Source organism: Phaeobacter sp. (genome assembly GCF_022825805.1).
Lineage (GTDB): Bacteria > Pseudomonadota > Alphaproteobacteria > Rhodobacterales > Rhodobacteraceae > Phaeobacter.
The window spans coordinates 1-26,009 of record NZ_JAJDWC010000031.1 but is presented as its reverse complement, the minus strand read 5'-3'; the positions used below and the strand labels follow the sequence as shown (position 1 = coordinate 26,009).

26 protein-coding genes are annotated in these 26,009 nt (G+C 59.4%); 9 read left to right on the top strand and 17 right to left on the bottom strand.

Annotation, left to right across the window (positions count from 1 at the left end):
• Positions 1 to 4: 4 nt before the first annotated feature.
• The 3 genes from puhE (at position 5) to Q0C28_RS03515 (ending at position 2,939) form a co-directional block, all read left to right on the top strand.
• A complete protein-coding gene (puhE, locus tag Q0C28_RS03525; protein WP_293573268.1) occupies positions 5 to 811 on the top strand; it encodes a putative photosynthetic complex assembly protein PuhE in 807 nt (268 codons plus the stop codon).
• Entirely contained in the window at positions 801 to 2,015 is a 1,215-nt protein-coding gene (hemA, locus tag Q0C28_RS03520) for a 5-aminolevulinate synthase (protein ID WP_293573267.1), read from the top strand. The genes puhE and hemA overlap by 11 nt, the downstream gene beginning before the upstream one ends.
• Before the next feature lie 231 nt (positions 2,016 to 2,246).
• The gene (locus Q0C28_RS03515) at positions 2,247 to 2,939 is read left to right on the top strand and encodes a pseudoazurin (RefSeq protein ID WP_293573266.1); all 693 of its coding nucleotides are present in this window, start codon (positions 2,247 to 2,249) and stop codon (positions 2,937 to 2,939) included.
• Between the two features lie 97 nt (positions 2,940 to 3,036).
• Here Q0C28_RS03515 and Q0C28_RS03510 read toward each other — a convergent pair whose 3' ends face one another.
• Complete coding sequence (locus Q0C28_RS03510; protein ID WP_293573265.1) at positions 3,037 to 3,639, bottom strand: hypothetical protein; 603 nt, start codon at positions 3,637 to 3,639, stop codon at positions 3,037 to 3,039.
• 285 nt (positions 3,640 to 3,924) lie between these two features.
• Here Q0C28_RS03510 and chlG point away from each other — a divergent pair, with 285 nt between their 5' ends.
• The 4 genes from chlG to idi are packed head-to-tail and all read left to right on the top strand — an operon-like array spanning position 3,925 to position 7,824.
• Complete coding sequence (gene chlG / locus Q0C28_RS03505; RefSeq protein ID WP_293573264.1) at positions 3,925 to 4,824, top strand: chlorophyll synthase ChlG; 900 nt, start codon at positions 3,925 to 3,927, stop codon at positions 4,822 to 4,824.
• Positions 4,824 to 6,113 (top strand): BCD family MFS transporter, encoded by a 1,290-nt coding sequence (locus tag Q0C28_RS03500; protein WP_293573263.1) that lies wholly within the window; start codon positions 4,824 to 4,826, stop codon positions 6,111 to 6,113. Before chlG ends, Q0C28_RS03500 begins: the two co-directional genes overlap by 1 nt.
• A gap of 2 nt (positions 6,114 to 6,115) precedes the next feature.
• Positions 6,116 to 7,297: a geranylgeranyl diphosphate reductase gene (locus Q0C28_RS03495; RefSeq protein WP_293573262.1), complete on the top strand. Its 1,182-nt coding sequence runs from the start codon at positions 6,116 to 6,118 to the stop codon at positions 7,295 to 7,297.
• Positions 7,297 to 7,824, top strand: coding sequence for an isopentenyl-diphosphate Delta-isomerase (gene idi / locus Q0C28_RS03490; RefSeq protein ID WP_293573261.1), 528 nt, complete (start codon positions 7,297 to 7,299; stop codon positions 7,822 to 7,824). The genes Q0C28_RS03495 and idi overlap by 1 nt, the downstream gene beginning before the upstream one ends.
• Positions 7,825 to 7,862: 38 nt before the next feature.
• On the opposite strand, the gene dxs is transcribed toward idi, so the two are convergent.
• From dxs to Q0C28_RS03425, 13 genes are all read right to left on the bottom strand, one after another.
• The gene (gene dxs / locus Q0C28_RS03485) at positions 7,863 to 9,932 is read right to left on the bottom strand and encodes a 1-deoxy-D-xylulose-5-phosphate synthase (RefSeq protein ID WP_293573260.1); all 2,070 of its coding nucleotides are present in this window, start codon (positions 9,930 to 9,932) and stop codon (positions 7,863 to 7,865) included.
• 180 nt (positions 9,933 to 10,112) lie between these two features.
• Complete coding sequence (pufX, locus tag Q0C28_RS03480; RefSeq protein ID WP_293573259.1) at positions 10,113 to 10,328, bottom strand: RC-LH1 core complex protein PufX; 216 nt, start codon at positions 10,326 to 10,328, stop codon at positions 10,113 to 10,115.
• A gap of 40 nt (positions 10,329 to 10,368) precedes the next feature.
• On the bottom strand, positions 10,369 to 11,292 hold the full coding sequence (gene pufM, locus Q0C28_RS03475; RefSeq protein ID WP_293573258.1) for a photosynthetic reaction center subunit M: 924 nt from the start codon (positions 11,290 to 11,292) through the stop codon (positions 10,369 to 10,371).
• Positions 11,293 to 11,307: 15 nt separating this feature from the next.
• Entirely contained in the window at positions 11,308 to 12,138 is an 831-nt protein-coding gene (pufL, locus tag Q0C28_RS03470) for a photosynthetic reaction center subunit L (RefSeq protein WP_293573257.1), read from the bottom strand.
• A 117-nt stretch (positions 12,139 to 12,255) separates the two neighbouring features.
• Positions 12,256 to 12,423 carry a light-harvesting antenna LH1, alpha subunit gene (pufA, locus tag Q0C28_RS03465; RefSeq protein ID WP_293573256.1) on the bottom strand — a complete coding sequence of 56 codons (168 nt, stop codon included), beginning with the start codon at positions 12,421 to 12,423 and terminating at the stop codon, positions 12,256 to 12,258.
• A 16-nt stretch (positions 12,424 to 12,439) separates the two neighbouring features.
• Complete coding sequence (gene pufB / locus Q0C28_RS03460) at positions 12,440 to 12,589, bottom strand: light-harvesting antenna LH1, beta subunit (RefSeq protein WP_293573255.1); 150 nt, start codon at positions 12,587 to 12,589, stop codon at positions 12,440 to 12,442.
• A gap of 127 nt (positions 12,590 to 12,716) precedes the next feature.
• Positions 12,717 to 12,947, bottom strand: coding sequence for a cytochrome PufQ (gene pufQ / locus Q0C28_RS03455; protein ID WP_293573254.1), 231 nt, complete (start codon positions 12,945 to 12,947; stop codon positions 12,717 to 12,719).
• Between the two features lie 2 nt (positions 12,948 to 12,949).
• Positions 12,950 to 14,431 (bottom strand): chlorophyllide a reductase subunit Z, encoded by a 1,482-nt coding sequence (bchZ, locus tag Q0C28_RS03450; protein WP_293573253.1) that lies wholly within the window; start codon positions 14,429 to 14,431, stop codon positions 12,950 to 12,952.
• Entirely contained in the window at positions 14,431 to 15,978 is a 1,548-nt protein-coding gene (gene bchY / locus Q0C28_RS03445) for a chlorophyllide a reductase subunit Y (RefSeq protein ID WP_293573252.1), read from the bottom strand. The genes bchZ and bchY overlap by 1 nt, the downstream gene beginning before the upstream one ends.
• The gene (locus tag Q0C28_RS03440) at positions 15,978 to 16,988 is read right to left on the bottom strand and encodes a chlorophyllide a reductase iron protein subunit X (protein ID WP_293573251.1); all 1,011 of its coding nucleotides are present in this window, start codon (positions 16,986 to 16,988) and stop codon (positions 15,978 to 15,980) included. Before Q0C28_RS03440 ends, bchY begins: the two co-directional genes overlap by 1 nt.
• On the bottom strand, positions 16,985 to 17,926 hold the full coding sequence (gene bchC / locus Q0C28_RS03435) for a chlorophyll synthesis pathway protein BchC (protein WP_293573250.1): 942 nt from the start codon (positions 17,924 to 17,926) through the stop codon (positions 16,985 to 16,987). Before bchC ends, Q0C28_RS03440 begins: the two co-directional genes overlap by 4 nt.
• A 253-nt stretch (positions 17,927 to 18,179) precedes the next feature.
• A complete protein-coding gene (locus Q0C28_RS03430) occupies positions 18,180 to 19,283 on the bottom strand; it encodes a methyltransferase (RefSeq protein WP_293573249.1) in 1,104 nt (367 codons plus the stop codon).
• Positions 19,276 to 20,142 carry a polyprenyl synthetase family protein gene (locus Q0C28_RS03425; protein WP_293573248.1) on the bottom strand — a complete coding sequence of 289 codons (867 nt, stop codon included), beginning with the start codon at positions 20,140 to 20,142 and terminating at the stop codon, positions 19,276 to 19,278. Before Q0C28_RS03425 ends, Q0C28_RS03430 begins: the two co-directional genes overlap by 8 nt.
• Before the next feature lie 162 nt (positions 20,143 to 20,304).
• Between Q0C28_RS03425 and crtD the strand changes: the two genes are divergently transcribed.
• Together crtD and crtC are read left to right on the top strand one after the other, a co-directional pair.
• On the top strand, positions 20,305 to 21,933 hold the full coding sequence (gene crtD, locus Q0C28_RS03420; protein ID WP_293573247.1) for a 1-hydroxycarotenoid 3,4-desaturase CrtD: 1,629 nt from the start codon (positions 20,305 to 20,307) through the stop codon (positions 21,931 to 21,933).
• Positions 21,822 to 22,697 carry a carotenoid 1,2-hydratase gene (gene crtC / locus Q0C28_RS03415; protein ID WP_293573296.1) on the top strand — a complete coding sequence of 292 codons (876 nt, stop codon included), beginning with the start codon at positions 21,822 to 21,824 and terminating at the stop codon, positions 22,695 to 22,697. The genes crtD and crtC overlap by 112 nt, the downstream gene beginning before the upstream one ends.
• 45 nt (positions 22,698 to 22,742) lie before the next feature.
• Here the strand turns inward: crtC and Q0C28_RS03410 are convergent, their stop codons facing one another.
• From Q0C28_RS03410 to Q0C28_RS03400, 3 genes are read right to left on the bottom strand one after another with little or no spacing between them, the layout of a single operon-like run.
• A complete protein-coding gene (locus Q0C28_RS03410; protein WP_293573246.1) occupies positions 22,743 to 23,207 on the bottom strand; it encodes a TspO/MBR family protein in 465 nt (154 codons plus the stop codon).
• A 3-nt stretch (positions 23,208 to 23,210) separates the two neighbouring features.
• Entirely contained in the window at positions 23,211 to 24,242 is a 1,032-nt protein-coding gene (crtB, locus tag Q0C28_RS03405; protein ID WP_293573245.1) for a 15-cis-phytoene synthase, read from the bottom strand.
• Entirely contained in the window at positions 24,239 to 25,819 is a 1,581-nt protein-coding gene (locus Q0C28_RS03400) for a phytoene desaturase (RefSeq protein WP_293573244.1), read from the bottom strand. The genes crtB and Q0C28_RS03400 overlap by 4 nt, the downstream gene beginning before the upstream one ends.
• Between the last annotated feature and the right edge of the window lie 190 nt (positions 25,820 to 26,009).

Sequence of the window (26,009 nt, the reverse complement as noted above, 5' to 3'; positions counted from 1 at the left end):
CGCAATGATCGCCTCGGCGTGGTTTGCAGCAGCTGTGGCCTGTGCGCTTTGGTGGGCCTCCACCGGGCTCATCCTGCGCGGCATCGCAGTGATGGATCAGCGGCGTGACATCGCACCAGGTGTCGTCTGCGTCGCCAGTCTGCCGCTGCTGGGTCTGGGCGCATTGTTGATGTCGGCGGCACAAGCTCTGCCAACCACAACCGGTGACTATGCCGGATTTGTGGGCGCCTTGGCGATCTGGGGATGGATCGAAATCAGCTTTCTGACCGGTGTGATCACGGGGCCTCGCCCCTTTCCCTGCCCTGCAGGGATTTCCCACTGGGAGAGGTTCTGGCGTGGCTTTGGCACAATTGCCTATCACGAAGCTGCGCTGGTGCTAGGGTTGGTGGCTGTCATTTATGCCCACACAGACGCCACCAACCCGACGGGCCTTTGGGTCTATGCCCTGCTGTTTGCGGCCCGCATTTCTGCAAAACTCAACCTCTTTCTCGGCGTGCCGCACGTGCACAGCGATTTTCTGCCTCGGGCCTTGGCGCATATGCCAAGCCACTTTCGCAGGCAGCGCATCAATGCACTGTTCCCGGTTTCAGCGGCTCTGCTGGGCTGGGTCGCCATCGCGTTTGCCTTGCGCGCCACAGCCAGCAGCGATCCCCGCGACGGGCTGATCGCCGCTTTGGCCGGTCTGGCGCTGCTCGAACACGTGCTGCTGGTGCTGCCCCTGCCTGACGACAAACTCTGGCGCTGGATGTTGCCTGCGCCCAAAGAAGAAAAGTCTCCAAAGCCCTTCAAGGAGGACGCCAATGGAATATGACGCGCTGTTCAACAGCCAGCTGAGCAAACTACGCGAAGAGGGCAATTACCGCATCTTTGCAAACCTGGAACGCCATTGTGGCAATTTCCCAAATGCCACCAACCGTCACGACGGCGGCCAACGCGATGTGACCGTGTGGTGCTCGAACGATTATCTCGGCATGGGTCAAAACCCAGATGTCATGGCCGCAATGGTGGCTGCGGTGAACGATTATGGCACCGGCGCCGGGGGCACCCGCAATATCTCTGGCACCAACCACCAGCATCTCTTGCTGGAACAGGAATTGGCTGATCTCCACCACAAAGAGGTGGCGTTGCTGTTTACGTCAGGTTATGTCTCCAACTGGGCTGCGCTATCGACTTTGGGGGCGCGCCTGCCCAATGTGGTGATCCTGTCTGACAGCCTGAACCACGCCTCGATGATCGAAGGGATCCGCCACAGCCGGGCGGAAAAAAGGATCTGGAAACACAACGACATGGAAGATCTGGAACGCCAGCTGGCCGAGCTGGATCCGGACCGCCCAAAGATCATCGCCTTTGAAAGCGTCTATTCCATGGATGGCGATATCGCCCCGATTGCCGAAATCTGTGATCTGGCCGATCGCTATGGCGCCATGACCTATCTGGATGAGGTCCACGCAGTGGGCATGTATGGTCCGCGCGGCGGTGGTGTCGCGGAGCGCGAAGGGCTTATGGACCGGATCACCCTGATCGAAGGCACGCTTGGCAAAGCGTTTGGATGCATGGGCGGCTATATCGCAGGATCCAGCGCGCTGTGCGATTTCATTCGGTCATTTGCCAGTGGGTTTATTTTTACCACCGCCCTGCCCCCGGCAGTTGCGGCGGCGGCCTGTGCCTCCATTCGGCATCTGAAAACCAGCCAGGTGGAACGACAGCAGCAGGCCGCGCGCGTGGCGCAGGTCCGCGCGGCATTGGACGCCCGCGGCATTCCTCATATCGACAACCCCAGCCACATCATCCCCGTGATGATCGGCAATCCTGTCAAATGCCGCATGATCAGCGATATGCTTATGGAAAATTGGGGCATTTACGTCCAGCCCATCAACTATCCAACCGTGCCCAAGGGCACTGAACGGCTGCGCATCACCCCATCACCGCTGCACAGCGATGCGGATATTGAAATGCTCATTTCTGCGTTGGATGACCTTTGGTCGCAGTGCGCGCTTTCGCGCATGGTCGCCTAAACGGAAAAAGACTAGAGCGGTGTGCAACCGGCAGGCCACGCAATTTTTCGCGCAGCAAGACCGGAAAAAGGCGCCTGACGCAGCCGTCATTTGCCTTTGGCTGGGGGTGGATTAGCTCTTTCCCCAACCGGACCACAGGAAAGGGAGCAATACGCCAGGCGAGCTCTTTCGCGATTGACCGATGCGACAGGGTTTTGTCTGGGATGACAGAGCCGTCAGTGCAGCGCGATCATGCCGACTAACCGCGACATGGATCAGGCCAAAGGACCTGAGAGATGCTCGCCAACTGCCATCCCGGATACCACGCCAGATCATTCGGCCCGCCATTGCAACCACACCAGCATCGGCGGGCAGACACCCTATCCGAGCCGGATCATCGAAAAGCAACCCTTCGAACCAACCGTCACCCCGAAAGGAGAGACCATGAACCACACACGACGTGAACACCTGTTTTATCTTGGCGCCCTGGCAACAGCCGCAGCTGTGCCTTCCGTTGCGGCTGCAAACGAGGAACCCAAGACCATTCTAGTCGAGATGCTGAACAAACATCCCGACAACAAAAAAGAGCGGCAGGTGTTCTATCCGGACATCGTCCGCGCCAACGTGGGCGACACCATCAAATTCGTGGCCACCGACCGCGGCCACAACTCTGCCACCACAGACAAGAACATCCCCGAAGGCGCAAGCGCGTGGAAGGGTAAGATCGGCGAAGAAATCGAGATCACACTCGATACGCCAGGTGCCTATGGCTACTTCTGCACCCCACACCGCACCGCTGGCATGGTCGGCCTGCTGCTGGTGGGCGATGTGTCCTCCAATTACGAAGACCTGAAGGGCGCGCGCTATCGCGGCAAAGAGAAGAAGCGCTACGAAGACATCTTCGCGCGGGCAGATGAAATGCTGGCGCAAGAGCAGTCCAGCTAAACCATCTGACTGTCTATGCAAATCACCCAACCCGTTCGCGGGTTGGGTTTTTTTGTTTCTAAACGCATATGTTTGCGGTCGGCTGGGTAAAGACCACTCAGCGCTGTTTGAGCGCGCGCACCAATCCGACCGACGCAAACGCCGCCACCAATGCGGCAATTACAGCGGCCAGATACGACGGCGCGGCGGCCGCCACGACCTCGCGATGGACCCGGATCTGCTGAACACTGGGGTCAGCCGTGAACCGGGTGGTCAGCCCATCGCTATCAAACACTTTGACTTCAACCGGGCCTGCGAACATCGACAGATCAAGATCAATGCCATCAGGATCTGCAACCATTCCGCGATAAGCGCTGAGATAGAGCCGCGTGCCATCCGCGGATAAACGTTCAACGCTGTCGGGCACGCCGCAAACAGAGGACGCCATCAACGCATCGAAAGGGTCCGCGTAGGGCAGGATCTCGCGCTTGTCATGCACCATCATCGTCATGCCATCCACTGGATCGGGGCCGGACGTCAATGCACCAAACCGCAAGATCCCATCAGCAACGTGACCCGGTGTCTGCCGCAACGTTGCGAAATCAATCTTACCATCTGCACCGATCAGACCAGATCGGCGGGCGATCCCTTGCGTTTGCAGGTCTGATGTCGGCACCGTCAGAAACAACTCAGCCGCATCCTCTCGCCATTCGATGATCATGACCCGATCTTCTGCCGTCAATGCAAAGGCAGGCGCTCCAAGACAGCACAGGCAAAAAAGGGCGGCAATCAGTCTCCGATAAGTCATAGTCGGTAGCTAGCCCTCTGTTGGTCAATGGCCAGTGCAGCGCACCGGTACGGGTTGGTCTTTGGGTATCATAAAATCGGCACCTAACACGCGAGGGCAATGTGCCGCTGCGGTTGTGCCGCCCAGATGGCCCAATTTGATGCGCCCGAGACAAGACTCATCTTGCCTGAATGCCACGCGTAATGTCATATTGACTTCATGAGTGTCAGCATTGATTTACGAGATCGAAAATGGCCTGATCCTGCCGCCCTGCTCCAGTTGATCAAACCAATCACCTGGTTTCCGCCGATGTGGGCCTATCTCTGCGGCATCGTCTCTGCCAATGAACCTATTCTTCCAGCTATTTGGCTGGTTGTGCTGGGCCTGGTTCTCGCTGGGCCTGTGGTGTGCGGCATGAGCCAAGCGGCCAATGACTGGTGCGACCGCCACGTTGATGCCATCAATGAACCGCACCGCCCCATTCCCTCGGGGCGGGTGCCGGGACGATGGGGCCTTTGGGTGGCCATCGTGATGTCAGTGATGGCGCTGGGGTTGGGATGGCTGCTCGGCCTGTGGGGGTTCGCCGCCACCTGTGTCGCTGTTGCTGCCGCCTGGGCTTATTCGGCAGAACCGCTCCGGCTCAAAAGGTCGGGTTGGGTTGGACCAGGCGTTGTCGGGCTCTGCTATGAAGCACTGCCATGGTTCACTGGCGCCGCCGTGCTATCAGCGGGTGCGCCACGGTTTGAGACTATCCTCCTCGCCCTGCTCTATGCGATTGGTGCTCATGGCATCATGACCCTCAATGATTTCAAGGCACTGCACGGTGACCGCGCCATGGGCATACAATCCCTGCCGGTCAGCCTGGGCCCCGAGGTTGCCGCAAAAATTGCCTGTATCATCATGATCATGGCACAGGCCCTGGTCGCACCCATGCTGCTGCTGTGGGGTGCGCATTTGGCAGCCGCCACAGTGGCCGCGCTTGCAGTGATGCAGATCGTTGCTATGCGCCGGCTGCTCACCGATCCACAGAAATATGCCCCCTGGTACAACGGCGTGGGCGTCACACTTTATGTGCTGGGTATGATGGTTTCGGCCCTCGCCCTGCGGGGGATTGGGTGATGCTGGGCTGGGTCTCAATCTTTCGTCTTGGTCTGGTTCAGATGGCTCTCGGCGCCATTGTCGTGCTGATGACCTCGACCTTAAATCGTGTGATGGTTGTCGAATTGGCCCTGCCGGCGGTGCTCCCCGGATTTCTGGTGGCTCTGCATTACGCGATACAGATCACCCGACCCAATTGGGGGTTTCGGTCCGATACCGGCGGTAGCCGCAGCCGCTGGATCCTTGGTGGCATGGCCGTTCTGGCCCTTGGCGCTGTGATGGCGGCATTGGCCATCCTACTGGTTCCCATTGGAATGATCTGGGTCCTGCTTTTGTCCATTCTGGCCTATGGGCTGATTGGTATTGGCGTCGGCGCCTCCGGAACGTCATTGCTGGCACTTTTGGCAACCGCGACCGAGCCTCGCCGCCGGGCAGCTGCGGCAACCATGACTTGGTTGATGATGATCCTCGGCATTGCGGGCACCGCCATCGCCACAGGCGCGCTGCTGGATCCGTATTCGCCACAACGCCTTATTGCAGTTGTGGCTTTAGTGGCGGTCCTTGGAACTGCCGTAACCGCACTCGCGCTCTGGCGGGTTGAACAGCAACTGACCGAGCCAGCGCCGACAACGGCCAACCACACTCAATCTTTTCTCGAAGGGCTGCAAGAGATCTGGCAGGAGCCAAAGGCGCGTCAGTTCACCATTTTTGTGTTCCTCTCGATGACCGCCTATTTCATGCAGGAACTCATCCTGGAGCCTTATGCGGGGTTGGTCTTTGGCTATTCCCTCGGCCAATCCACCCAGCTTTCTGGCGCGCAGAATGGCGGTGTTTTCCTGGGCATGCTGACAGTCGGCGTCCTGTGCACAGGGTTCCGCATGGGCGAGCTGAGATCCTGGGTGGTCGCGGGATGCGGCGGGTCCGCTTTGGTCCTGGTCGTGATCGCGGCGTTTGGCCAGATCAGGGGTGCGGACCTGCTGGCGCCGGTCATCGCTCTTGGCTTTTTCAACGGCATGTTTGCCGTGGCCGCAATAGGATCGATGATGCAGCTTGCTGGCAACGGACGCGAAAAACGCGAAGGCACACGTATGGGCCTTTGGGGGGCGGCGCAGGCGATTGCTGCCGGCTTTGGTGGCCTGGTGGGGGCTGCTTTGGTCGACCTGGCCCGCTCGCCGCTTGGCGATGCAGAAGCATTTGGCGCGGTGTTCCTGTTCGAAGCGGCCCTGTTTCTGGCAGCCATGTGGATGGCTGTCGGCACCTTGTCCTTACAGACCAAAACAACCCAGCTTGCTGATATCCCGGGAGAATGATCATGCATTATGATGTCGTAGTGGTCGGGGGCGGCCCATCAGGATCCACAGCCGCAATGGATCTGGCGAGCGCAGGTCACAAAGTTGCTTTGCTGGACAGGGATGGTCGGATCAAACCCTGCGGTGGGGCGGTACCTCCGCGTTTGATCCGTGATTTTGATATCCCAGACTCCCAGCTCCGCGCCCGCATCACCACTGCCCGGATGGTGTCCCCGACAGGGCGATCTGTCGATATTCCCATTGAAAACGGATTTGTGGGCATGGTCGATCGCGCCGATTTTGACGACTTCCTGCGCCAACGCGCAGCAGCAACAGGGGCCGAGCGTTTCACGGGCACGTTTTTGCGCATCGACCGCAGCACGCCCACACCCCAGGTCGTATACCGGGACAAGGCAACCCGCGAGGAACGTCACCTACCCTGCACCTATGTGATTGGCGCCGATGGCGCGCGTTCTGTTGTGGCGCAGCAAGAGGTCAAAGGCGGCGACGATATCCCTTATGTCATTGCCTACCACGAAATCATCGCCGCACCGCAGCCGTCGGCGGACTATGATCCCAACCGCTGCGACGTGATCTACGACGGCCGTATCAGCCCTGATTTCTACGGCTGGGTCTTTCCCCACGGGGCAGAGGCCAGCGTCGGTATGGGCACCGGGATCAATGGAGTGGATCTGAAGCAAGCCACCGCAGATTTGCGCGCCGCAAGCGGCCTGCAAGCCTGCGATACCCTGCGCCGCGAAGGCGCGCCCATCCCGTTGCAGCCATTAAAACGCTGGGACAACGCTCAGGATGTGGTTTTGGCGGGGGACGCCGCCGGAGTGGTTGCCCCCTCCTCCGGAGAAGGCATCTACTATGCCATGGTCGGTGGCCGGGTCGCAGCAACCGCCGCGCAAGCCGCACTTGCATCCGGGCGCGCCAGCGACCTGCGGCTGGCCAGAAAGCTCTTCATGAAAGACCACAAAACCGTCTTCAAAGTTCTGCGCGCCATGCAGGATGCCTATTACAAGTCTGACGGGCGGCGCGAACGTTTTGTCTCACTCTGTCATGACATCGATGTGCAGCGACTGACATTTGATGCCTATATGAACAAAGAGCTTGTGCGCGCACGGCCCCTCGCCCATCTGAAGATCGGTTTGAAGAATCTGGCCCATCTCACGGGTCTTGTACCTGAGGTGCATGTGTGATGACCCAAATGATCCCGGCCTGGGTCGATGGCACGCTGACCGCTGTTGAGAAATACGACGTCCATCGCCGCGGTCTGCGCCACCCCGCAATCAGCGTCTTTCTTTTGGACGAGGAGGGTCGCATCCTATTGCAGCAACGTGCCCTGTCGAAATACCACACCCCTGGATTGTGGGCGAACACCTGCTGCACCCATCCTCATTGGGGCGAAGACCCCAAGGCCTGCGCACACCGTCGGCTACGCGAAGAACTGGGGCTTGATGCACCGGACCTGCAGCATTGTGGCCAGATTGAATATCGGGCAGAAGTTGGGACAGACATGATCGAACACGAAGTGGTCGATCTGTTCGTCGGCTACTACCCCGGCTCCGCAGAGATCACGCCCAACCCATCAGAGGTACATGCCACCTGCTGGCGCAGCCCATCGGATCTGCATCAGTCGCTGCGGGAGCAACCCGCTCGGTTCACGCCCTGGCTCCAGATCTACATGGAAAAACACGCCGAGCTGCTGTTTGCGCCAATTGGCTGAGCCATCCGGGCAACTGAACCATCAGGGGTGCGCGCACCCTAGGCCCGCAGGTGGGCAATTTTGCTATCATGTGACAGTCCACGCAACACAGTCTGTCTGATGTCAGAGACTGCCAACCCTGCCGCCGCGTACATTTCATTGGGGCTCGCCTGATCGATGAACCGGTCCGGCAAGGTCATGCAGCGCAGTTTGACACCGCCATCCAACAGCCCTTCATTCAGAAGAAACTGGGTGACCTGCGCTGAAAATCCACCGGCCGCACCCTGCTCGACCGTCACCACCAGATCATGATGGCGGGCCAGCTGGCGGATCAGGTCGTGATCCAGCGGTTTGGCAAATCGCGCATCTGCCACGGTGACACCAATCCCATCAGCATCCAGCATCTGTGCGGCCTCCAGGCAGGGCGCCAAATGCGTACCCAGCGACAGCAAAGCAACTCTGCTGCCTTCGGCGACAATCCGGCCCTTGCCGATCTCCAGAACACGCCCGCGATCCGGCATCTCGGCCCCAGTGCCCGCCCCTCTTGGGTAGCGGAACGCAATCGGGCCACTATCATGGGCAGCTGCGGTAGCCACCATATCAACCAGCTCAGCCTCATCAGCGGCGGCCATAACGGTCATGCCTGGCAGATTGCAAAGATAGGCCAGATCAAAGGCGCCCGCGTGGGTCGCGCCATCGGCACCCACAAGCCCTGCCCGATCAATGGCAAACCGCACCGGCAGCCCCTGCAGGGCCACATCATGCACCACCTGATCATAGGCTCTTTGTAAGAAGGTCGAATAGATCGCCACAAATGGCTTCAACCCGCTTGCAGCCATACCCGCCGCAAAGGTCACCCCATGCTGTTCCGCAATGCCGACATCAAACACCCGCGCAGGAAAGCGATCCGCCAGAATGTTCAGCCCCGTGCCCGATGGCATTGCCGCGGTCACCGCTACAATGGCGGGATCACGTGTTGCCTCATCGGTCAGGGCCGTTCCAAACACGGAGGTATAGCTGGGCGCATTCGGTGTCTTCTTGTGTTGCGCACCGGAAGCCACATCGAAGGTGGCGACACCGTGGTATTTGTCTGCAGAATGCTCCGCCGGTGGATATCCTTTGCCCTTCACGGTACAGGCGTGGATCAACACGGGCCCGGTGGCGCGCGTTCGCACCGCACGCAACACCGCCAACAGGTCCGCAACACTATGGCCATTGACCGGCCCCACGTAATCAAACCCAAGCTCTTCAAAAATGGTGCCGCCAGAGCCGCCTTCACCCGTCACCAGCTGGCGTGCGCGGCGCGCACCATCGCGGATCGGACCGGGCAGGGCGGCTTCCATACCCTCGGCAATATCGCGAAATGCCCGGAGCGGAGAGTTATCATGCAGGTCCGTCAGATATTTCGATACCGCTCCCACAGGCGGTGCGATCGACATCTCATTGTCGTTCAGGATCACGATCAACCGCCGCCCCTGCGCGCCCGCATTGTTCAGTGCTTCGTAGGCCATGCCCGCGCTGATGGATCCATCACCGATCACCGCTATTGCGTCGCCAGTCGGCTGGCCCATATCACGGCCCACCGCAAAGCCAAGTGCTGCAGAAATAGAGGTGGAACTATGGGCCGCGCCAAACGGATCAAAATCGCTCTCGGCACGCTTGGTGAAACCACTCAGACCATCTTTTTGGCGCAGGGTGCGAATACGATCCCGTCGCCCGGTGAGAATTTTATGGGGATAACACTGATGACCCACGTCCCAGATAATCTTGTCCATCGGGGTATTGAACACCGCATGGAGCGCGACCGTCAGTTCAACAACGCCAAGGGACGATCCAAGGTGCCCCCCCGTTTCGGACACCGCAGAAATGACCTCCGTACGCAATTCATCGGCCAGGCGTGTGAGATCCGCATCGCGAAAAGCGTTCAAATCAGCCGGGCCTGCCACACGATCCAAAAGCGGCGTTGCAGGGCGTGTCTGCGCTTGCGACGGTGCCTTGGGTTGAGATGAGGCCGGAGGTCGCGATCGGTCCTGCTGGGACTGAACCAATTTGGATTGGTCCGACTTGGATTGGACCAAAGAGGCTGCAGTTTCGGACAGCTGTGCAGGAACCTGTTTCGACGTTGTCATAAAGCGACCTCCGGTGTTTGGGCAGGCCGGCTGTGGATCTTGGGGGAACTGCAAAACTTGGGGGCATGCAGGCAAATCCAGAACGCGTCTGCCTTTGGCGAAATGCGAAGGTTGGGACACCTTGATGCATTCGCGCTGGGTTCTTGCGCAGCTGACCAACCAGCCACGCAAGCCAGGTCTTTAGGCCAAAAGAGCCACCATTTGAGCGCCTGTTTCAAGCGCAGCATAGGGATCTTCCGGCAGCAGCCCTGACAGGACTCTCAGTATCAAGATGAAGAAGATCACGCCTGTCAGGAACAAGGCCCCATAGGCTGCGCCCAACGTCATCTTGGTAAAGACCCAAAGATAGAGACTGGGCTGTTCATCCTTGACCCACCAACCAGGTTTGTCTGTCATGGTTCCTCTCCTTTCACAAATTCAGCCTTAGCAATCAGGATCAATCCGGCGGAGCGTAGCCGTGATCTTGTGCCCAGACATACCAGTTATCAACAACGGTTCCGGTCAGCAGAATGCCAATGCCACCTGTCAATGTGGTCAAGACAGCAAACCACCAGGCCCAGCGATGGATCCCCTCCATTGTCGCGTTGAACCCCATGGTCCAACGCCAGAACAGACCCGCCCGTTCCGACGCAGTACCGCGATCAGCGATCTGCTCAAGTTCGCGATCCCCACCAAAGCGCGTCACCGCAAGAATGGTGGCACCATGCATCGCAAACAACAGCGCAGACCCGTAAAGGAACGCAATCGAGAGCGCATGGAACGGATTATAGAACAGATTGCCGTAGGTCAGTGAAAACAGATTGGTCCAGTCCAGGTGGGTGAATACACCATAAGGCACCGCCTCGGACCAGCTGCCCATCAGCACCGGCCGGATCAGTCCGAGAACAAGGAACAACCAGATGGCAGAGGCAAACGCATAACAAACATGTTTGCCCATCCCCAGCTGCTCTGCCAGAACCCAGGACCTGATCCACCAGGTCATCACCGATACCAGCAGGAAGAACGAGGCGATCAGCCACAATCCACCCTCCCAGAAAGGCGCAAATCCAAGACCGTATTCCGGGCCGGGTGGATCTAATGACAGCCAGAACAGATCCCGCAGGAACACCGCGGGGCTGAATTCAGCCTGCACCCAAAATGCCATACCCACCATAAAGAACCAAAGCGCGCCAGACATCAGGGACACGACCCCCCAGGGGCCGAGATAGAATGGACCCAACTGAGCATTTCCAAGGAAGCCCGCCAGATTGCTAAAACTGACGCCGCGGCCTCGCTCTTTCAGGTCGACATCTTCCACCATGCCCATTTCTGCTGGGCCGCGGACCTGAACCTGCGTGAAGATATTTTGATATTCAGCCATGTTTCATGCCTCCTCTTACAGGTCTGCCCACCACGGCAGATTGAGCCACCAATCCCACCAAACAACCCATTCTTCGAACCAGATGGTGCCGGAGATCACGATACAGATCGCCGACCAGAACCCGGCATTGAGCGCCAGCAACAAACCCAAGCGGTGAATGCCAAGCGGACCAATCGAGTAGCCGATGAAATCGCGAAAGAACGTGTCCTCGTGATCGGGCGCGCGCATTTCCTTGTCCTTGTTGGGATTTGCTGCAGACAGGATCAGCGATCCGTGCAACGCCAAGGCCAAACAGTTGGTGAAGAAAAAGGTCACCGCGATCATATGGGCCGGATTGTAGTGGAAGTTGCCATAGGCATATCCGGTGTTCGACACCCAATCGAGATGGGTCCAGATGCCATAAGGAAACGCATGTCCCCAGGCGCCCATCAGCACGGGGCGAATGACCACCAAAGTCGTGTAGGCGAAAATCGCAACGCCAAAGGCAAACGGCACATGCAGCCCCATGCCCAGTTTGCGGGAAATCTCGATCTCGCGCAGCATCCAACTGACAAAGGCGCCATGGGCACAGATCGTGATCACCTGCCACAATCCGCCTTCGCGCAGCGGCGCGGCACCAAGGCCGTATTCCAACGGCGGCGGGTCAATCGAAATCAGCCAGGGGTTCCACGTGCCCTGCAGCACGGCCCCATAAAAAATAAGAATGGTTCCCAGTGCCGCAAAAAAGATTGTCGTCACACCAAAGAAACCAACGAAAAACGGGCCCACCCAGAAGTCAAACAGATCGCCTCCGACCAGGGTGCCGCCGGGTACCCGATACTTCTTCTCGAAGTTCAGCAACGCCATGAGTTATTCTCCGTTCAGATCCAGTCGCAGCCGCCAAAGCGGCAGAGCGATCAGCTAAGTGCCTGGACGACTGCGGGAGAGCGCCCGCCCACCCGCAGTCTTGATATGAAACTGGCGTTATTCAGCCGAACCGTATTTCACGGTTGCGGCCTCAAACCAGTTGTAGCGATCCGTGCTCAGCAGAACGAGATGAATCATTGCTGCCAGCAGGAACAGGAAGACCCCTTGCGCCACGAAAACGCGACGTGGATCGAAGACTAGCCAGATCTTGTAGAACTTGCTCATCACTCCATAGCCCTCCTCAGAACCACGGACGCCAGATGAACACTGCCAGATGAGCCACGATCGCAATGATCGAGAAGAGCCAGAGCCCGCTCATGTAGACAGAGTGCAATTCTTGCGCCTGTTCGTCTGTGAGACCTGTGAACGACAGGTCTGTTTTATCAGCCATCACTTATCCTCCGGACGGTCAAAGCTGACGCCGCGATCCCCGCGGCCGGGTTGCCAGACAACTCAAAAAAGCTGCACTGGCGTTCCGAAAGGGCTGTGGCCCGGTCGGAATTCTCAATCCGGTGATTTCAGTGCATGAAAATCATCGGTGTAATTGCATTTGCCTCTGCCCAGGCACGCTGCAGCACGTTCCCCTGGCGGCGGTGCGCCTTCAGGCCGCAATAGGCCAACAGGACGTCTGCCAAGGCGAACGGAAGCGCGAGCAGGAAAATCAGCGCGAAATAAACCCGATACTCCCATCGAAGCGCGGTGGCGCTGCGGCTGGGTTTGGTCGAAAAATCGGTCGCCTGGTCTGTCATCGTCAGATCTCCTTCTTCCCGTATTTTTGTGTGGTTTGATCGCTCTGAAGGGCTGCGACGGTGTCCACCGCCACGTGGCTCACACCGGCCTCCAATGCAGCTTTTTCTGCCGCGTCGCGCAGGGTCTTGCTGGCCGAAATCCGCGTCAGGATCGGATGATCCTCAACGATCTTATCGAGCAGCGCCTTTGCCTCTGCATCCCAGGGCAGATCCTTGCGCAGCTGCGCTGGGGTGGCTTTAGCAGCGTCCATGTCCTGGGCCAGCGGCAGAATGTGGAACAGCGCATCAAACAGGCCGTTGCACACCTCCTGCAGCACATATGTCGCGCCCGCATACCCCATAAACGGTGTGCCAGTGGCGCGCCGGATCGCGGCACCGGGGAAGCTTGCCGGAATAAATGCAGGGCTTGGTCCATGCCCGGCTTTCATCTCTGCCAGGTACATTTTCTCATTGATAGAGCCGAAAACAATCAGCGGCCGTCGCTCGCCCATCAGGCGACGCACCTCGTCGTTGTCGGTCTTTTTGCCCGCAACACGTGGCACCGCAAAGGCGCAATCAAACCCAAGATCCGTCTCCAGAAAATGGCGCAAACCCCGCACATAGGTCTCGCTGCCGACAACCGCGAAACTCGCAGTGCCAAAGAAATCCTGCGTCACCGACCGCCAAAGATCCCACAGCGGTTTGAGTGTGGAGTGTTTTTCGCGTTCGATGAACGGCTCGGGATCAAGTCCGAGAAGATCCCCCAATTTGCGCAGGAACAGCGTGGTCGATTCCAAACCAACCGGCGCCTGCAGATAGGGTTTGGCCAGAACTTCGGCCAGACCGCGGCCAAATTCGCGGTACATGACCACATTGACGTCGGCATTAACCAAGTCCCGCATTTCCGCCAGATGCGCGCCAAGCGGCATCACCATGTTGACCTCGGCGCCAATGCCTTCGATCAGACGCCGAATTTCCGCCAGGTCAGAGGGCATATTGAAGGTGCCATACATTGGACCCAGGATGTTCACCCGCGGTTTGGCCCCCTCATCACGCTTTTTTTCCTTGGGCATCCGCCCTTTGGTCATGGCGAATTCCTGAAACAGCCAGGTCATGGCGCGATCCGCCGCTTCCCACTGATCCTCATCAATGGTGCGCGGCAAAAACCGCTGAATATTGGTCCCCTGTGGCGTCACCCCGCCGCCAATCATCTCGGCAATCGAACCCGTCACCACCACCGCCGGAAGCGTCGGGTCCAGAGTTTTCCAGGCCCGTTTCATCGCCCCTTCGGTGCCGTCACGGCCCAGCTCTTCTTCACCGAGCCCGGTGACAACGATGGGCAGTTCATGCGGTGGCAGCGCGTCCGTGTAATGCAGCACTGAGGTGACAGGCAGATTTTCGCAGCCGACCGGACCGTCAATGACAACCTGCAGTCCTTTTACCGCGCAGAACGCATAGACCGCGCCCCAATATCCGCCAGCTCTGTCGTGATCCTGGATCAGCATCAGATCATCTCCGCCGCTTTGGCCGCGCGGGCCTGCTTTGCCAGTTTCTTTTCCTGCAAAGCGCGGAAGTCCGGGCGCAGGTTCGGGTCTCCCTCCCAAACGCCTGCGGTGTCGCCATCACCGACGCCTTCGAAGAACTCTTTCATCCGGTCCATACGCGCGCCATTGGCGATCGCCGCATTGATCACCTCGGCCAGAGATCCGGCACCGGCAGGGCCCATCAACGGTCGGGCCGAAATGAGATTGGTGAAATACAAGGCCGGAATGCCCTGTTCCTTGGCGGCCTGCACAACCGGCGTTGTCCCAACCGCCAAATCGGGCCCGCACGCTTCAACCGCGGCCAGATCCTGTTCCAGCGATGCACGGAATTGTACCTTGCAACCTTTGCTTTCCAGCCACGCCGCATCCGCCGCGCTCCAGGGCGTGCGCGGACAGGCGGTGCCGACATATGGCACCTCTGCCCCACTTTCGATCAGCAAGCGGGCGACCAACAGCTCGGAGCCTTCGTATCCGGACAGGGTGATCCGCCCCTTGATCGGACGCGCCGCCAGCGCGCCGCGGATTGCAGGCAACATGGTATTCTGCGCCTGCGCCACGCGATCCGCTGACACACCAAAAGCCTCGCCAATGGCAGCAAGCCAATCCGCTGTGCCGTCATACCCAACGGGCGCAGATCCGATAACCGGCCGACCGGCCTGCTGGAATTCACGCACAGTCGCGGTGTAAAACGGATGCATCGCTGCCACAGCGCCACAATCCAACGCCGCGTACAGCTCGCGCCATTCGCGGCATGGCACCACCGGCCCAGCGGCCACACCCATGGGGGCCAGCATCTGACCGATCATCACCGGATCTGCAGGGAACATCTCCCCCAACAGCGTCACAGTCGGCCTGTCATCCACACCACCAGCTGGCGCTGGCACCGGGCCTGCCGCAATTTCCTGGCGGGCGTAGTTCAACATCGCTGCTGCCAGCACGTCTTTTGCTTCGGCATGGGTGGGCACGCCAAAACCTGGCACATCGATGCCAACCACCCGCACGCCATTGATTTCCTTTGGCAGCAGTCGCAGCGGCACCCCAGAGGCTGTCGGCACGCAGAGATTTGTCACCACGACCGCGTCATAGCGATCCGGATCCGCAAGATCGTGTACCGCATCGCGGATGTCTTCGAACAACCGACCCGTCACCAGAGTTTCGGAATTGAACGGCACATAGCCAACGGAACGGCGCGCGCCATAGAAATGGGAGACAAAGGTCAGCCCGTAGACGCAACAAGCCGAACCGGACAGGACCGTGGCCACCCGGCTCATCCGCAGGCCCACACGCAAAGATCCAAACGCAGGGCACATCGACTGGGGCTTGTCATGGGGGCCCTGTGGGTAGTCTTTGGCAAATTGATCCAACAGTTCGGATTGGCCAGTGGCCCGGGCGGCTTTCTCCATCTGATCTGCACCAGCATGACAGCCAAGACCATCGGACGTCTGCCCTTGCTCCAGATCCGGCACCGCATCTCCAGCATGGCGGGTATGATCAATCTCTTTGTCCATCAGATATCGTCGTAAATCACTTCAAGGGATTGTTTCGGCTCAGCATTCTTGCCGCGCATGTCTTCGTCTGTTGCGGGGACCAGGACAAAATCAGCGCCCGTGTCCTTGCCATCAAACAACGCAATCAGATCATCCTGACTGAGCGGCGTGGGATGCACTGGCGGGGCTTCGGCGACATTGTCCGCCAACTCGGCAAACAGCGCGCCCCATTGGGTCTGGTTGGTCCCGACAATTTCATAAGCCGCTGATTTCCGGCGCAAATCGTCATCTGCAGGGATAGACGCCAGAACCGGGATATCGACCGATTTGGCAAAGGCCTGCGCCTGTCCGGTGTGATCATCCTTGTTGATCACCATGCCAGCCACGCCGACATTCCCACCCATCTTGCGGAAATACTGCACCGCAGAGCAGACGTTGTTGGCGACATAAAGCGATTGCAGATCGTTGGAGCCAACCACGATGACCTTCTGCGCCATATCCCGCGCGATCGGCAGGCCAAAACCGCCGCAGACCACATCGCCCAGAAAATCGAGCAAGACATAGTCGAAGTCCCAATCATGGAAGCCCAGCTTTTCAAGCAGTTCAAACCCGTGGATGATGCCGCGGCCACCGCAGCCACGGCCCACCTCCGGCCCGCCAAGCTCCATCGCAAACACGCCACCGCGTTTGAAACAAACATCGCCAATGGCAACCTCTTCACCAGCCAGTTTCTTTGCGGTTGAGGTCTCGATGATGGTGGGGCAGGCCTTACCGCCAAACAGCAAAGACGTGGTATCGGATTTCGGATCACAGCCAATCAGCAGAACCCGCTTTCCCTGCTCTGCCATCATGTAGCTCAGGTTGGCCAGCGTGAAGGATTTCCCGATGCCGCCCTTACCGTAGATCGCGATGATCTGCGTCTTTCGCGTCGGCTCGCGCATGGGCACCTCCAGCGAGGGCGCGGTCTCGGCGGCTTCTTCGCGGAGTTTCGCGTCATAGCTAGTTAGCTTTGGCGGTGTATCGAGGCTCATGCGTGGCCCTCCCAATCCAGGATCATTTTCAGGCAATCGATGTCAGAGAATGCCTGGCGATAGGCATCTGTCGCGGCGGTGGCCCTGCGTTGGTGGCTGACCAATCCGTCAAGGGACAGCGCCCCCAATTCCACCAGCGCGCGTGTGGCCTCCAGATCATCCCGGTTCCATTCTGCTGCGATCCGCAACCGCGCCTCTTTCATGAAGGCCGGTGGATAGGCAAAACTGACGGGCTGGGCGTAAAAACCGGCCAGGACGATCTCGCCACCTTTGACCAATCGCCGGATCAAGCTGTTCAACAGATCCGCCTGACCCGAGGCATCACAGATCACCGAATAGTCGTGCCGCGGATCATCTTGCGGCCGTAGAACGGGATAGGGTTCGTCCTGCCCCATGCGTTCGGGCGCAGTTTCCCAAACCGTGGGCGCTGGCGCACCGGCGGCAAGGGTCAGCCGCGCCAAGAGACGGCCTAAAACGCCATGACCCACAATCAGATCCGGCACCTGATGCCCCAGTCCCGCAACCGCGTGGCGCGCCGTCGCGGCCAGTGCAAGCAGCGCTGTTTCCGCGCCCATTCCGGGATCAACGCGTATCACGCGGTCCTCCGCGGTTACGACGTGACGCGCTGCGCCGCCAAACAGGCAGTGAGCATCTTCAAAACAATCAGACCCGGGGACAAAGACCCAATCCCCGGTCTTAAATGCGCTGCCCGCAGGCGCATGGACAACTTCGCCTGCGGTTTCATAACCAGGAACCAGCGGGTAACCCATGCCGGGAAATGGCGGCATATCACCGGACCACAGAAGTTTTTCCGTACCACTGGAAATGCCGGAATACCGCACATCAACCACCAGATCATGATCGTCTGGATCCCGGGTCTGCAGCTCCGCAAGCTGCATATCCTTCGGACCGTTCAATATGACTGCAGTTGTTTGCACCAATTCCCTCCCCTGCGGAGTTATCGTTTCAGCCCTGGTCAGCCTTGGTCAGCCCTGGCGCGTGCACCTTTGTGGTTTGCATCAATCGCCGTTGGCTCTGGCCAGATCATCGACAAACGATCCAGCCCTACACGCCAACCAAAACGGACTGTCAGACGTCAGTAAGACGTTACTCCGTATATGTCAGTCTATGTTTACATATTCACATGTCAATCAAAATAGACATGCAGTTTGTCCACGAAACTGAGCGTTTCTATGGTTTTGAAGCGACAACCACTTCAGTGATGTATTTCCGGTGTGTGTTCAGGCAGTTCACCCGCACGAATCCAACCTCGCGCAGCATGGTTCCGATCTGGTCTGCACTGCGCGTCCGCCCTGTTCCCATAGCGAGGGTGTAAACCGCAAAATACACATCAGTTGCCCGCTGACCTGTCAGCATCGGCTCAGACACAATGATCTTCCCACCAGAGGGTAGCGCATTGAAAACACGCTGTAATAACTGTGCGACCGTATCGTCATCGTGGTCATACAAAACCCGGACCAGGCTGATCGCATCCGCACCCACTGGCAGCGGGTCATCACGAAAAGAGCCAGGGAAAACCTCTATCCGACCGGTATCGTCTGGCAGGTTGGCAACCACCTGAGGCAGGTCAAACAGCTGGAGCGTCAATTTTGGATGACACTTCGCAACCGACCGTAAAAAACGACCCTGACCTCCGCCAACATCCAGCAACGTGCGCACACCGCGCAACGGGCGACACGCCAGCGTCTCTTCCGCAACCAAAGACTGCGACTGCGACATCAGATCAGAGAATCGCTGCGCAGTGGGCTGATCGTTCACAGCACCTGCTCCAAACACATAGGGCCAGAATGCCGCCAACTCGGTCTCGGTGGGGCGTGCAAAAAACACCTCTGGTTGGGCCAGATCCCGGTACAGAATATCGTGGTGTTCGATCATACCCCGCAGCCCCGGCACGTGAGGCAGAACCGCACCCTTGCGCGTCAGATCCCAACAGCCATCCCCGCGCTGGCGCAGCAGACCCAGCGCCGCGCCCGCCTGGCACAAAACCTGCAGCCGCTCCGGCGCAGCTCCGCAACGACGCGCCAGATCCGCAACCTGCAGCGGCGCATCCCGAAGATGATCCAAAACCTGCAATTTCAAGAGAGCAGACAGAACCTGTGAATTCACAAAACCCGCGACCAGATCAAACATCTCCGCGCCTTCACGACGCGCGATCGACCTCAGCCCCGGAACCCGCGCCGCCAAGCGATGAAACCCGCGATCCGCCAGCACATCCAACCAACGCTGCCGCAAGGTTCTGCCCGGCGGCGGTCCGGCTCCCAGCGTGTCACTCACCTGGAACTCTTTGGCTGTCCCCGGTGACCGGCGTCAGTTTCTCCGCCGTTTTGCGCACCAGCTGCGCCAGTGCCGCTTCCCCGGGACAAGCCGGGATGGAGGCAATCGCCCCGGCCAGAATATCCTGCAAAATCTCAATCGCGCCGCCCACACCAAATTGGTTCACCGCGTTGGGCCGGTCGTGGATCACATCCTGACCTGCAGGTTTGCCGAGCGTCTGTTCATCATACAGCGCATCACGCAGATCATCTGCGACCTGAAACGCCTCACCAATCATCGCGCCGAGATCTTGCCAGGGTGCCGGGTCCTGATCGGCGGCAATGGCCCCCATTTCGGTCGCAGCAATGAACAAGGCGCCAGTTTTGGCCTGATGGTAGGCTGACAGATCGACGGTCTCTTCGCTTTCCCATCCCTGCCCGGCACAGATCCCATTTGGCATCCCGGTATAGCGCGCCAGATGGCGAACCAGGGCAATCGCTTTGCGTGTGTCAGTGATATCTGACAGCGTCTCGAACGCTGCTAGGATCAAACTGTCCCCTGCCAGCACAGCAATCGGCTGGCTGTATGCGCGATGCAGGCTGGGTTTGCCGCGACGCAGGTCGGCATCGTCAAAACATGGAAGATCGTCGTGGACCAGACTGGCGCAATGGATCAGTTCCAGCGCGGCAGCGGCGGCTTCGCTTGCTTGTGGATCAGGGTCGCCGCAGGCGGACGCCACCTGCATCAAGACTGTGGGCCGAATGCGCGCTCCTCCCGGATTGACCGCATAGGTCAAGGCCTCCGCCAGTTGTTGCGGCGCAGGGGAACGCGTCGCCCGGGCCAATGCTGTGTCGATACGCTGCTGCAGTCGATCTTTCATGCCACCCGGTGCCTCCGCATGTGTAATTCAAAAATTACATGTATGTGTAAATTACATTGGACATTTGTCTGAGCGGAGTCAACTATTGAGCGGAAGGGGCCATTTGGCACGCCGCCTCTGTGAATTTTCCAGGCAATTCAATATTTCAGAAATGACACACCCATGAAAAAAGCCATTGTGATCGGTGCAGGAATTGGCGGTCTGTCAACCGCAGTTTACATGCGCGCCCTTGGGCTTGATGTCACCGTGATTGAGGCGCAGGTCCACCCAGGCGGCAAAATTCGCACCAAGCCAAGCAATCTTGGTCCCGTTGACACCGGGCCAACCGTGCTCACGCTGTTGCCCGTGATCCGGGATCTGTTCGCAGCACTTGGGCGCAATCTAAACGCCGATCTCGACCTCGTACAAGAACAGCTTTTGGCCCGTCATTTCTGGCGCGACGGCAGCCAGCTTGATCTTGTCGGGGACCCAGAAGCAAACGCCCGCGCCATCGCCACCTTTGCTGGCCCGAAAGATGCGGACGCATTCCTAAGGTTCCGGGCTGCGGCGCAGCGTCTGTTTGATGCGTTCAGCGCACCGATCATGCAGATGCCTGCGCCATCACAGCTCCACGCCACGCACGCGGTGCTGCGCCATCCGCGATTGGCCTTGGACATGGCACCGCATCTTTCCCTGGCTAGGCTGCTGTCCGGACGCTTCGGCGACCCCCGGCTGCAGCAGTTGTTTGGGCGCTATGCAACCTACGTGGGTGGAACTCCCTATCAGTCGCCGGCGCTTCTGTCGTTGATCTGGCGCGCCGAAGAAATGGGGGTTTGGCGCATTCGCGGGGGGATGCATCGCCTGCCTGCGGCCTTGGCGGATCTGCTCGTTCAAAATGGCGCGGAGTTGCGGTTCAACGAATTGGTCCGGCGGGTGCAGATCAACGAAGCTGGCGCATCGACCGTCGTGACCGACGCGGGGCAGTCGCTCGACGCTGATGTGATTGTGTTCAATGGCGACCCGCGTGCCTTGGATCAGGGCGCGCTCGGCTCCGACCTGATGGACGCCGTGAAACCCGCCCCGCTCGAACATCGATCGCTGTCAGCCCATGTTCTGGCCTGCGCAGCGCAATGGAGCGGGCCGAAGCTCGCGCATCACAATCTGTTCTTCACCGATGATCCCAGACAGGAATTTGATCCGATTGCCGAACGGCAACCGCCCCGCCGGGCGACGCTGTATCTCTGCGCACAGGATCGCAGCGACACCTCGCCCCCACCGGCGGGACCTGAACGCTTTGAAATCATCGAAAACGCCGCGCCGATGACCGCGGGCACCACCTGGAAGGAGGACACCACATGTCTGACTCGCATTCGCTCCGCCCTGGCAAGTTTTGGCGCCGGGCTCAGCCCGTTTCCGACGGCGCAGCAGCTCAGCAGTCCGCAGGATTTCGCGCGGCTCTTTCCTCACAGTCTCGGATCCCTCTACGGGCAGAGCCCACATGCGCTGATGGCGACCTTTCGCAGACCCACCGCCAAGACACGCATGCGCGGGATTTATCTGGCGGGCGGCGGCACCCATCCTGGAGCGGGGGTTCCAATGGCTGCGCTCTCCGGACGGCACGCGGCCGAAACGATCGCCAAGGACCTCGGTTTGACCTGGCCGTTCCCGCAAACGGATATGCGTGGTGGTACATCGACGGGATCTCCGATTGCGGCACCTACGCAATCTCGGTCATCGCCTTCATCGGATCGGTCTTCTCACCCTGGTACCGATGGTCCGGGCGACGCAATCCGGAAAACCACGTCTGCATAAATGTCGCCACCTATGGCCCAGGTGGACGGTTCACGATGACAGACCGGGGGCAGCGCGCATTGCGTCAGAGCGAAACGACGTTTGTGGTTGGGCCCAGCCACTTGCAATGGAGCGGCAAGACGCTGCTGGTGGATGTAGACGAATGGGCCGCTCCACCCATTCCCGGTCGTGTGCAAGGCCAAATCCGCCTCTATCCCGATGCGCTCAGTTCAGATGAGCTGCCTTTGACTCCAGATGGCTGTCACATTTGGCGTCCATTTGCCCCCTCTGCCCGCATTGAGGTTGATCTGAACCGTGGGGTGAAATGGGCAGGCCACGGGTATTTCGACGCCAATTTCGGCACCCGCGCACTGGAACAGGATTTTTCCTATTGGACCTGGGCCCGTTTTCCCACCGACGATGGCGCCGTTGCGTTCTATGATGCCGATCGGTTGGATGGCAGCACGCTGAGCGCTGCAGTTCATTTCGATCGAAACGGCACAGTCACCCCGATTGCGCTGCCGGATCGCAGACCGATGGCCCGCTCTCTCTGGATGGTACGGCGCGACACCCGTGGGGACGCAAACAGCCGCCCAACCCAGACCAAGGCCATGCTGGACGCGCCGTTTTATTGCCGCTCGGTCGTCCGCACCCAGCTAGGGGGGCGTTGGCACGATGGTGTCCATGAGGCCCTTGATCTGCGCCGGTTCAGGCAGCCCTGGTTGAAGCCGATGATCGCCATGCGGGTGCCGCGCCGTCCCGGCTGGCAGTTTGCAGATCCATAAGTCCGGCAATCGCCAGTATTGCTCGCGGCATTTTCCGCGACAGGCTCAACCCACCTGATCACCAGGGTTGAGCCGCAAAACCGCCTCGTTCAACGCGGTCGCAATGCTGACCCACAGAAGATAGGGCACAAACAGCGCACCTGCGACGGGGTCAAGCTGCCAGAACACATAAAGGGTGGCGGCAACCGCCAGCCAGAGACAGGACACCACAATCAGCGCTGCCTTCATGCGTCGCAGGCCGAAGAAAACCGGTGTCCAAAGCGTATTCAACGCAATCTGCAACGACCACAACGCCATCGCCTGACCGCTGTCTGGCAGCACCGCAACACGCGCTGCGGCGACGGACATGCAGATATAAAGGACAAACCAAGCCACCGGGAAAAGCCAATTTGGCGGTGTCCACACAGGTTTGCGCAGAGCTGCATACCACGAGCCAGGCTCAAACATCGCCCCAGTGGCCGCCGCCGCCATACAAGCCCCCAGGAATGTCAGGAACAATAACCAATCCATCGCCTACGCCAGCCTTGCAACACGTTTGTCCCGGTCTGTCTGCTCCAACTGCGCAAGAACTGCAAGCAACTCGGCAGAGCGTTGATCTGCCCAGCTGGGCTGCGCCCCCCGATGTGCTGCGGCCGCGACAAGAAACGCTGTCTCCGGCAGCGGCTTGCGGTGCAATACAGCCGATTGTGGCATCACTGTCACCGACATGGACCGCAGCACCGAAAGCGCCAACCATCCGAGCTTTTGGTGCCGACGTGTCACCGCTCTTTGAGTGACACTGTCATAGCCATTGCGCGCCACCACATCTCCGATCCCGGCATAGGCATAGCGCGCGGCAAAAATACCGGGCCGCGCGGCGAACGGCAGGGCCGCAATCCCGGCTTCCGACTGTTCATACAGCGCGCGGGCCTCCCCCAAAAGCTGGCCCGCAATGGCCGCCAGCGCCGGATGCGGGCGCGGGTTGCGCCATATGTCTTCTTTCCGAAGACCCGCATGCGCCAACCAATCCAGCGGCAGATACATGCGCCGGGCACGCGCATCCTCGCCGATGTCGCGAACGATATTGGTCAACTGCATCGCCACACCAAGATCCGCGGCCCGCGCCAAAGCATCTGCATCGCGCACACGCATCAGCACACACATCATCACCCCGACCGCTGCAGCAACCCGCGCACAATAGCTGCGCAGATCCGACAGGCTGCGATACTCCCGACCCTGGGCGTCCCAGGCCAACCCCTCCAGCAACGCATCCGGCAGCGCCATCGGCATCTCGAACTCTTCGACAATGGCAGCAAAGGCGCGGTCAGCCGGTGTGTTCTGCGGCCGCCCAGCATACACGCAATCCAACCGCTCCCGCAGGCGCAAAACAGCTGCTGCCTTGTCATCATGTTCATCAACCGCGTCATCCGCCAACCGGCAAAACGCATAAAGCGCCAGAGACGGATCCCGTATGCGCCCCGGCAGCAACCGTGATGCGGCGTGAAAAGAGTAGGAGCCGGTTCGGATCGCCTCTCGGCAATGGGCCATATCCTTAGGGTCAATCATTCTGCGGCCCTCACGGCTTCGATGTGGGCGATGGCCGGATCAGGCACCAACTGGTCCAGCACCTCCGCCGCAGAAATCACACCCGGCAGCCCCGCGCCCGGATGGGTGCCCGCACCAACCAGGAACAACCCCTTGGCCTCCTCTGACACATTGTGTGGACGAAACCACGCAGACTGCAGGATCCGCGGTTCCAGCGAGAACCCACAGCCAAGAGGGCTGAGATAGCGGCTTCGGAAATTTTCTGGCGTAAAGACCAGCGATTGCGACAGCCGATCCGTCAACCCAGGCAATGGTCCGGCCTCCAACACCTCCAGCACCCGCTGGCGATAGCGTTCGGCCTGCTGTTTCCAATCAACGCCGTTGTCCCACCCCAAATGCGGCACCGGCGACAGCGCATAGAACGTATCATCACCTTCCGGCGCGACGCTGCCGTCTGTGACGCTGGGGCGATGCAGATAAAGGCTCATATCATCGGCCAAGTGGCCTTTGCGAAAGATGTCACGCAACAACCGGCGATAGCGCGGCCCGCTCAGAATGGTGTGATGACCCACATCCTGCCACATGTCTCGCGTGCCCCGGGTCCCAAAATACCAGACGAACAACCCCATCGACCACCGGGCCTTTGTCAGTTTTCGAGTGCTCCAGCGGCGTTTGGAATGACGCCGCAACAAATGGTCGTAGGTGTGGCCAGGATCGGCATTCGACACGACGATATCTGCCGCGATCTCGGTGCCATCTTCCAGGCGGACCCCGCGTGCGGCTCCGGCTGATCGGGTGGACCCTGAGGATCTGGCAGCTGGCTCCAGCAGGATTTCGTCAACCTGGCATTCCTGACGCAAACACCCACCCTGCGCTTCGATGATGCGCACCATCGCCTTGGCAATCGCCTCAACGCCGCCCATGGCATAATGTACGCCAAACTGCTTTTCCAAATGCGCAACCAACGCATACATGGAAGTGACTTTGGTGGGATCTCCGCCAATGAACAAAGGATGAAAGCTCAACGCCATACGCAGCCTGGGGTCGCGCACCCGGCGCGCCGCATGGGCATAGATCGACCGATCCGCACGATACCAGGCAAACTTTGGCAGCACCTTGATCAGCTCCCACAGCTGATGCATCGGGCGGCGGCCCAGATCCTCAAACCCGAATTCATACCGGGCCTCAGCATCTCGCAAAAACGCCAGATATCCGGACACATCCCTGGGCGACAGCCGCGCCACCTCTGCTTCCATCGCAGAGGTGGATCCCCGCGCCTGAAAGGACGAGCCATCAGGCCAACGGATTTCATAGAACGGATCCATCGGCCGCAAATCGATATCACGCGAAAAACTGCGCCCGCAGGCCGCCCAGAGCTCTTCGAACACCTGTGGCACCGTCACGATGGTGGGACCAAGATCGAACCGGTGCCCTCCCGACCAGATCGCGCTCGCCCGGCCACCGGGCGTTTTCAACCGATCCAGCACAGTCACGCGGTAGCCCCGCGCGCCCAATCTCATGGCGGCGGCCAGCCCACCAAGGCCGGCGCCGATGACAACCGCATGATCCGCATCAGAGCAAAAACGAGAGCTATCCATATCTACAGGCTACATATGTCTAGTTTTGTTTACAACTGTGATGTCAGATGTTTGTCGCTAACAAGCGATATGTCCGGTGTAGGTAACATGCGATCTGTCCGGTTTTATCATGTCTCCGAAAGGAGGCGTTATGAAGCGGACAGAAGTGTTACAGGAAGTTCGACTTATGAAGTTCGAAGACGTGTATTCG

Bases quoted from the DNA above. Each gene is read 5' to 3' on its own strand.
- bchZ (WP_293573253.1), bottom strand. From the start codon at position 14,431: ATGCTGATCCAGGATCACGACAGAGCTGGCGGATATTGGGGCGCGGTC.
- pufM (WP_293573258.1), bottom strand. From the start codon at position 11,292: ATGGCTGAATATCAAAATATCTTCACGCAGGTTCAGGTCCGCGGCCCA.
- hemA (WP_293573267.1), top strand. From the start codon at position 801: ATGGAATATGACGCGCTGTTCAACAGCCAGCTGAGCAAACTACGCGAA.
- Q0C28_RS03495 (WP_293573262.1), top strand. From the start codon at position 6,116: ATGCATTATGATGTCGTAGTGGTCGGGGGCGGCCCATCAGGATCCACA.
- pufB (WP_293573255.1), bottom strand. From the start codon at position 12,589: ATGGCTGATAAAACAGACCTGTCGTTCACAGGTCTCACAGACGAACAG.
- Q0C28_RS03500 (WP_293573263.1), top strand. From the start codon at position 4,824: ATGCTGGGCTGGGTCTCAATCTTTCGTCTTGGTCTGGTTCAGATGGCT.
- chlG (WP_293573264.1), top strand. From the start codon at position 3,925: ATGAGTGTCAGCATTGATTTACGAGATCGAAAATGGCCTGATCCTGCC.
- pufA (WP_293573256.1), bottom strand. From the start codon at position 12,423: ATGAGCAAGTTCTACAAGATCTGGCTAGTCTTCGATCCACGTCGCGTT.
- Q0C28_RS03410 (WP_293573246.1), bottom strand. From the start codon at position 23,207: ATGGATTGGTTATTGTTCCTGACATTCCTGGGGGCTTGTATGGCGGCG.
- pufL (WP_293573257.1), bottom strand. From the start codon at position 12,138: ATGGCGTTGCTGAACTTCGAGAAGAAGTATCGGGTACCCGGCGGCACC.
- Q0C28_RS03440 (WP_293573251.1), bottom strand. From the start codon at position 16,988: ATGAGCCTCGATACACCGCCAAAGCTAACTAGCTATGACGCGAAACTC.
- crtD (WP_293573247.1), top strand. From the start codon at position 20,305: ATGAAAAAAGCCATTGTGATCGGTGCAGGAATTGGCGGTCTGTCAACC.
- crtB (WP_293573245.1), bottom strand. From the start codon at position 24,242: ATGATTGACCCTAAGGATATGGCCCATTGCCGAGAGGCGATCCGAACC.
- puhE (WP_293573268.1), top strand. From the start codon at position 5: ATGATCGCCTCGGCGTGGTTTGCAGCAGCTGTGGCCTGTGCGCTTTGG.
- pufQ (WP_293573254.1), bottom strand. From the start codon at position 12,947: ATGACAGACCAGGCGACCGATTTTTCGACCAAACCCAGCCGCAGCGCC.
- pufX (WP_293573259.1), bottom strand. From the start codon at position 10,328: ATGACAGACAAACCTGGTTGGTGGGTCAAGGATGAACAGCCCAGTCTC.
- Q0C28_RS03400 (WP_293573244.1), bottom strand. From the start codon at position 25,819: ATGGATAGCTCTCGTTTTTGCTCTGATGCGGATCATGCGGTTGTCATC.
- Q0C28_RS03515 (WP_293573266.1), top strand. From the start codon at position 2,247: ATGCCGACTAACCGCGACATGGATCAGGCCAAAGGACCTGAGAGATGC.
- Q0C28_RS03510 (WP_293573265.1), bottom strand. From the start codon at position 3,639: ATGATCATCGAATGGCGAGAGGATGCGGCTGAGTTGTTTCTGACGGTG.
- dxs (WP_293573260.1), bottom strand. From the start codon at position 9,932: ATGACAACGTCGAAACAGGTTCCTGCACAGCTGTCCGAAACTGCAGCC.
- bchY (WP_293573252.1), bottom strand. From the start codon at position 15,978: ATGGACAAAGAGATTGATCATACCCGCCATGCTGGAGATGCGGTGCCG.
- idi (WP_293573261.1), top strand. From the start codon at position 7,297: ATGACCCAAATGATCCCGGCCTGGGTCGATGGCACGCTGACCGCTGTT.
- Q0C28_RS03425 (WP_293573248.1), bottom strand. From the start codon at position 20,142: ATGAAAGATCGACTGCAGCAGCGTATCGACACAGCATTGGCCCGGGCG.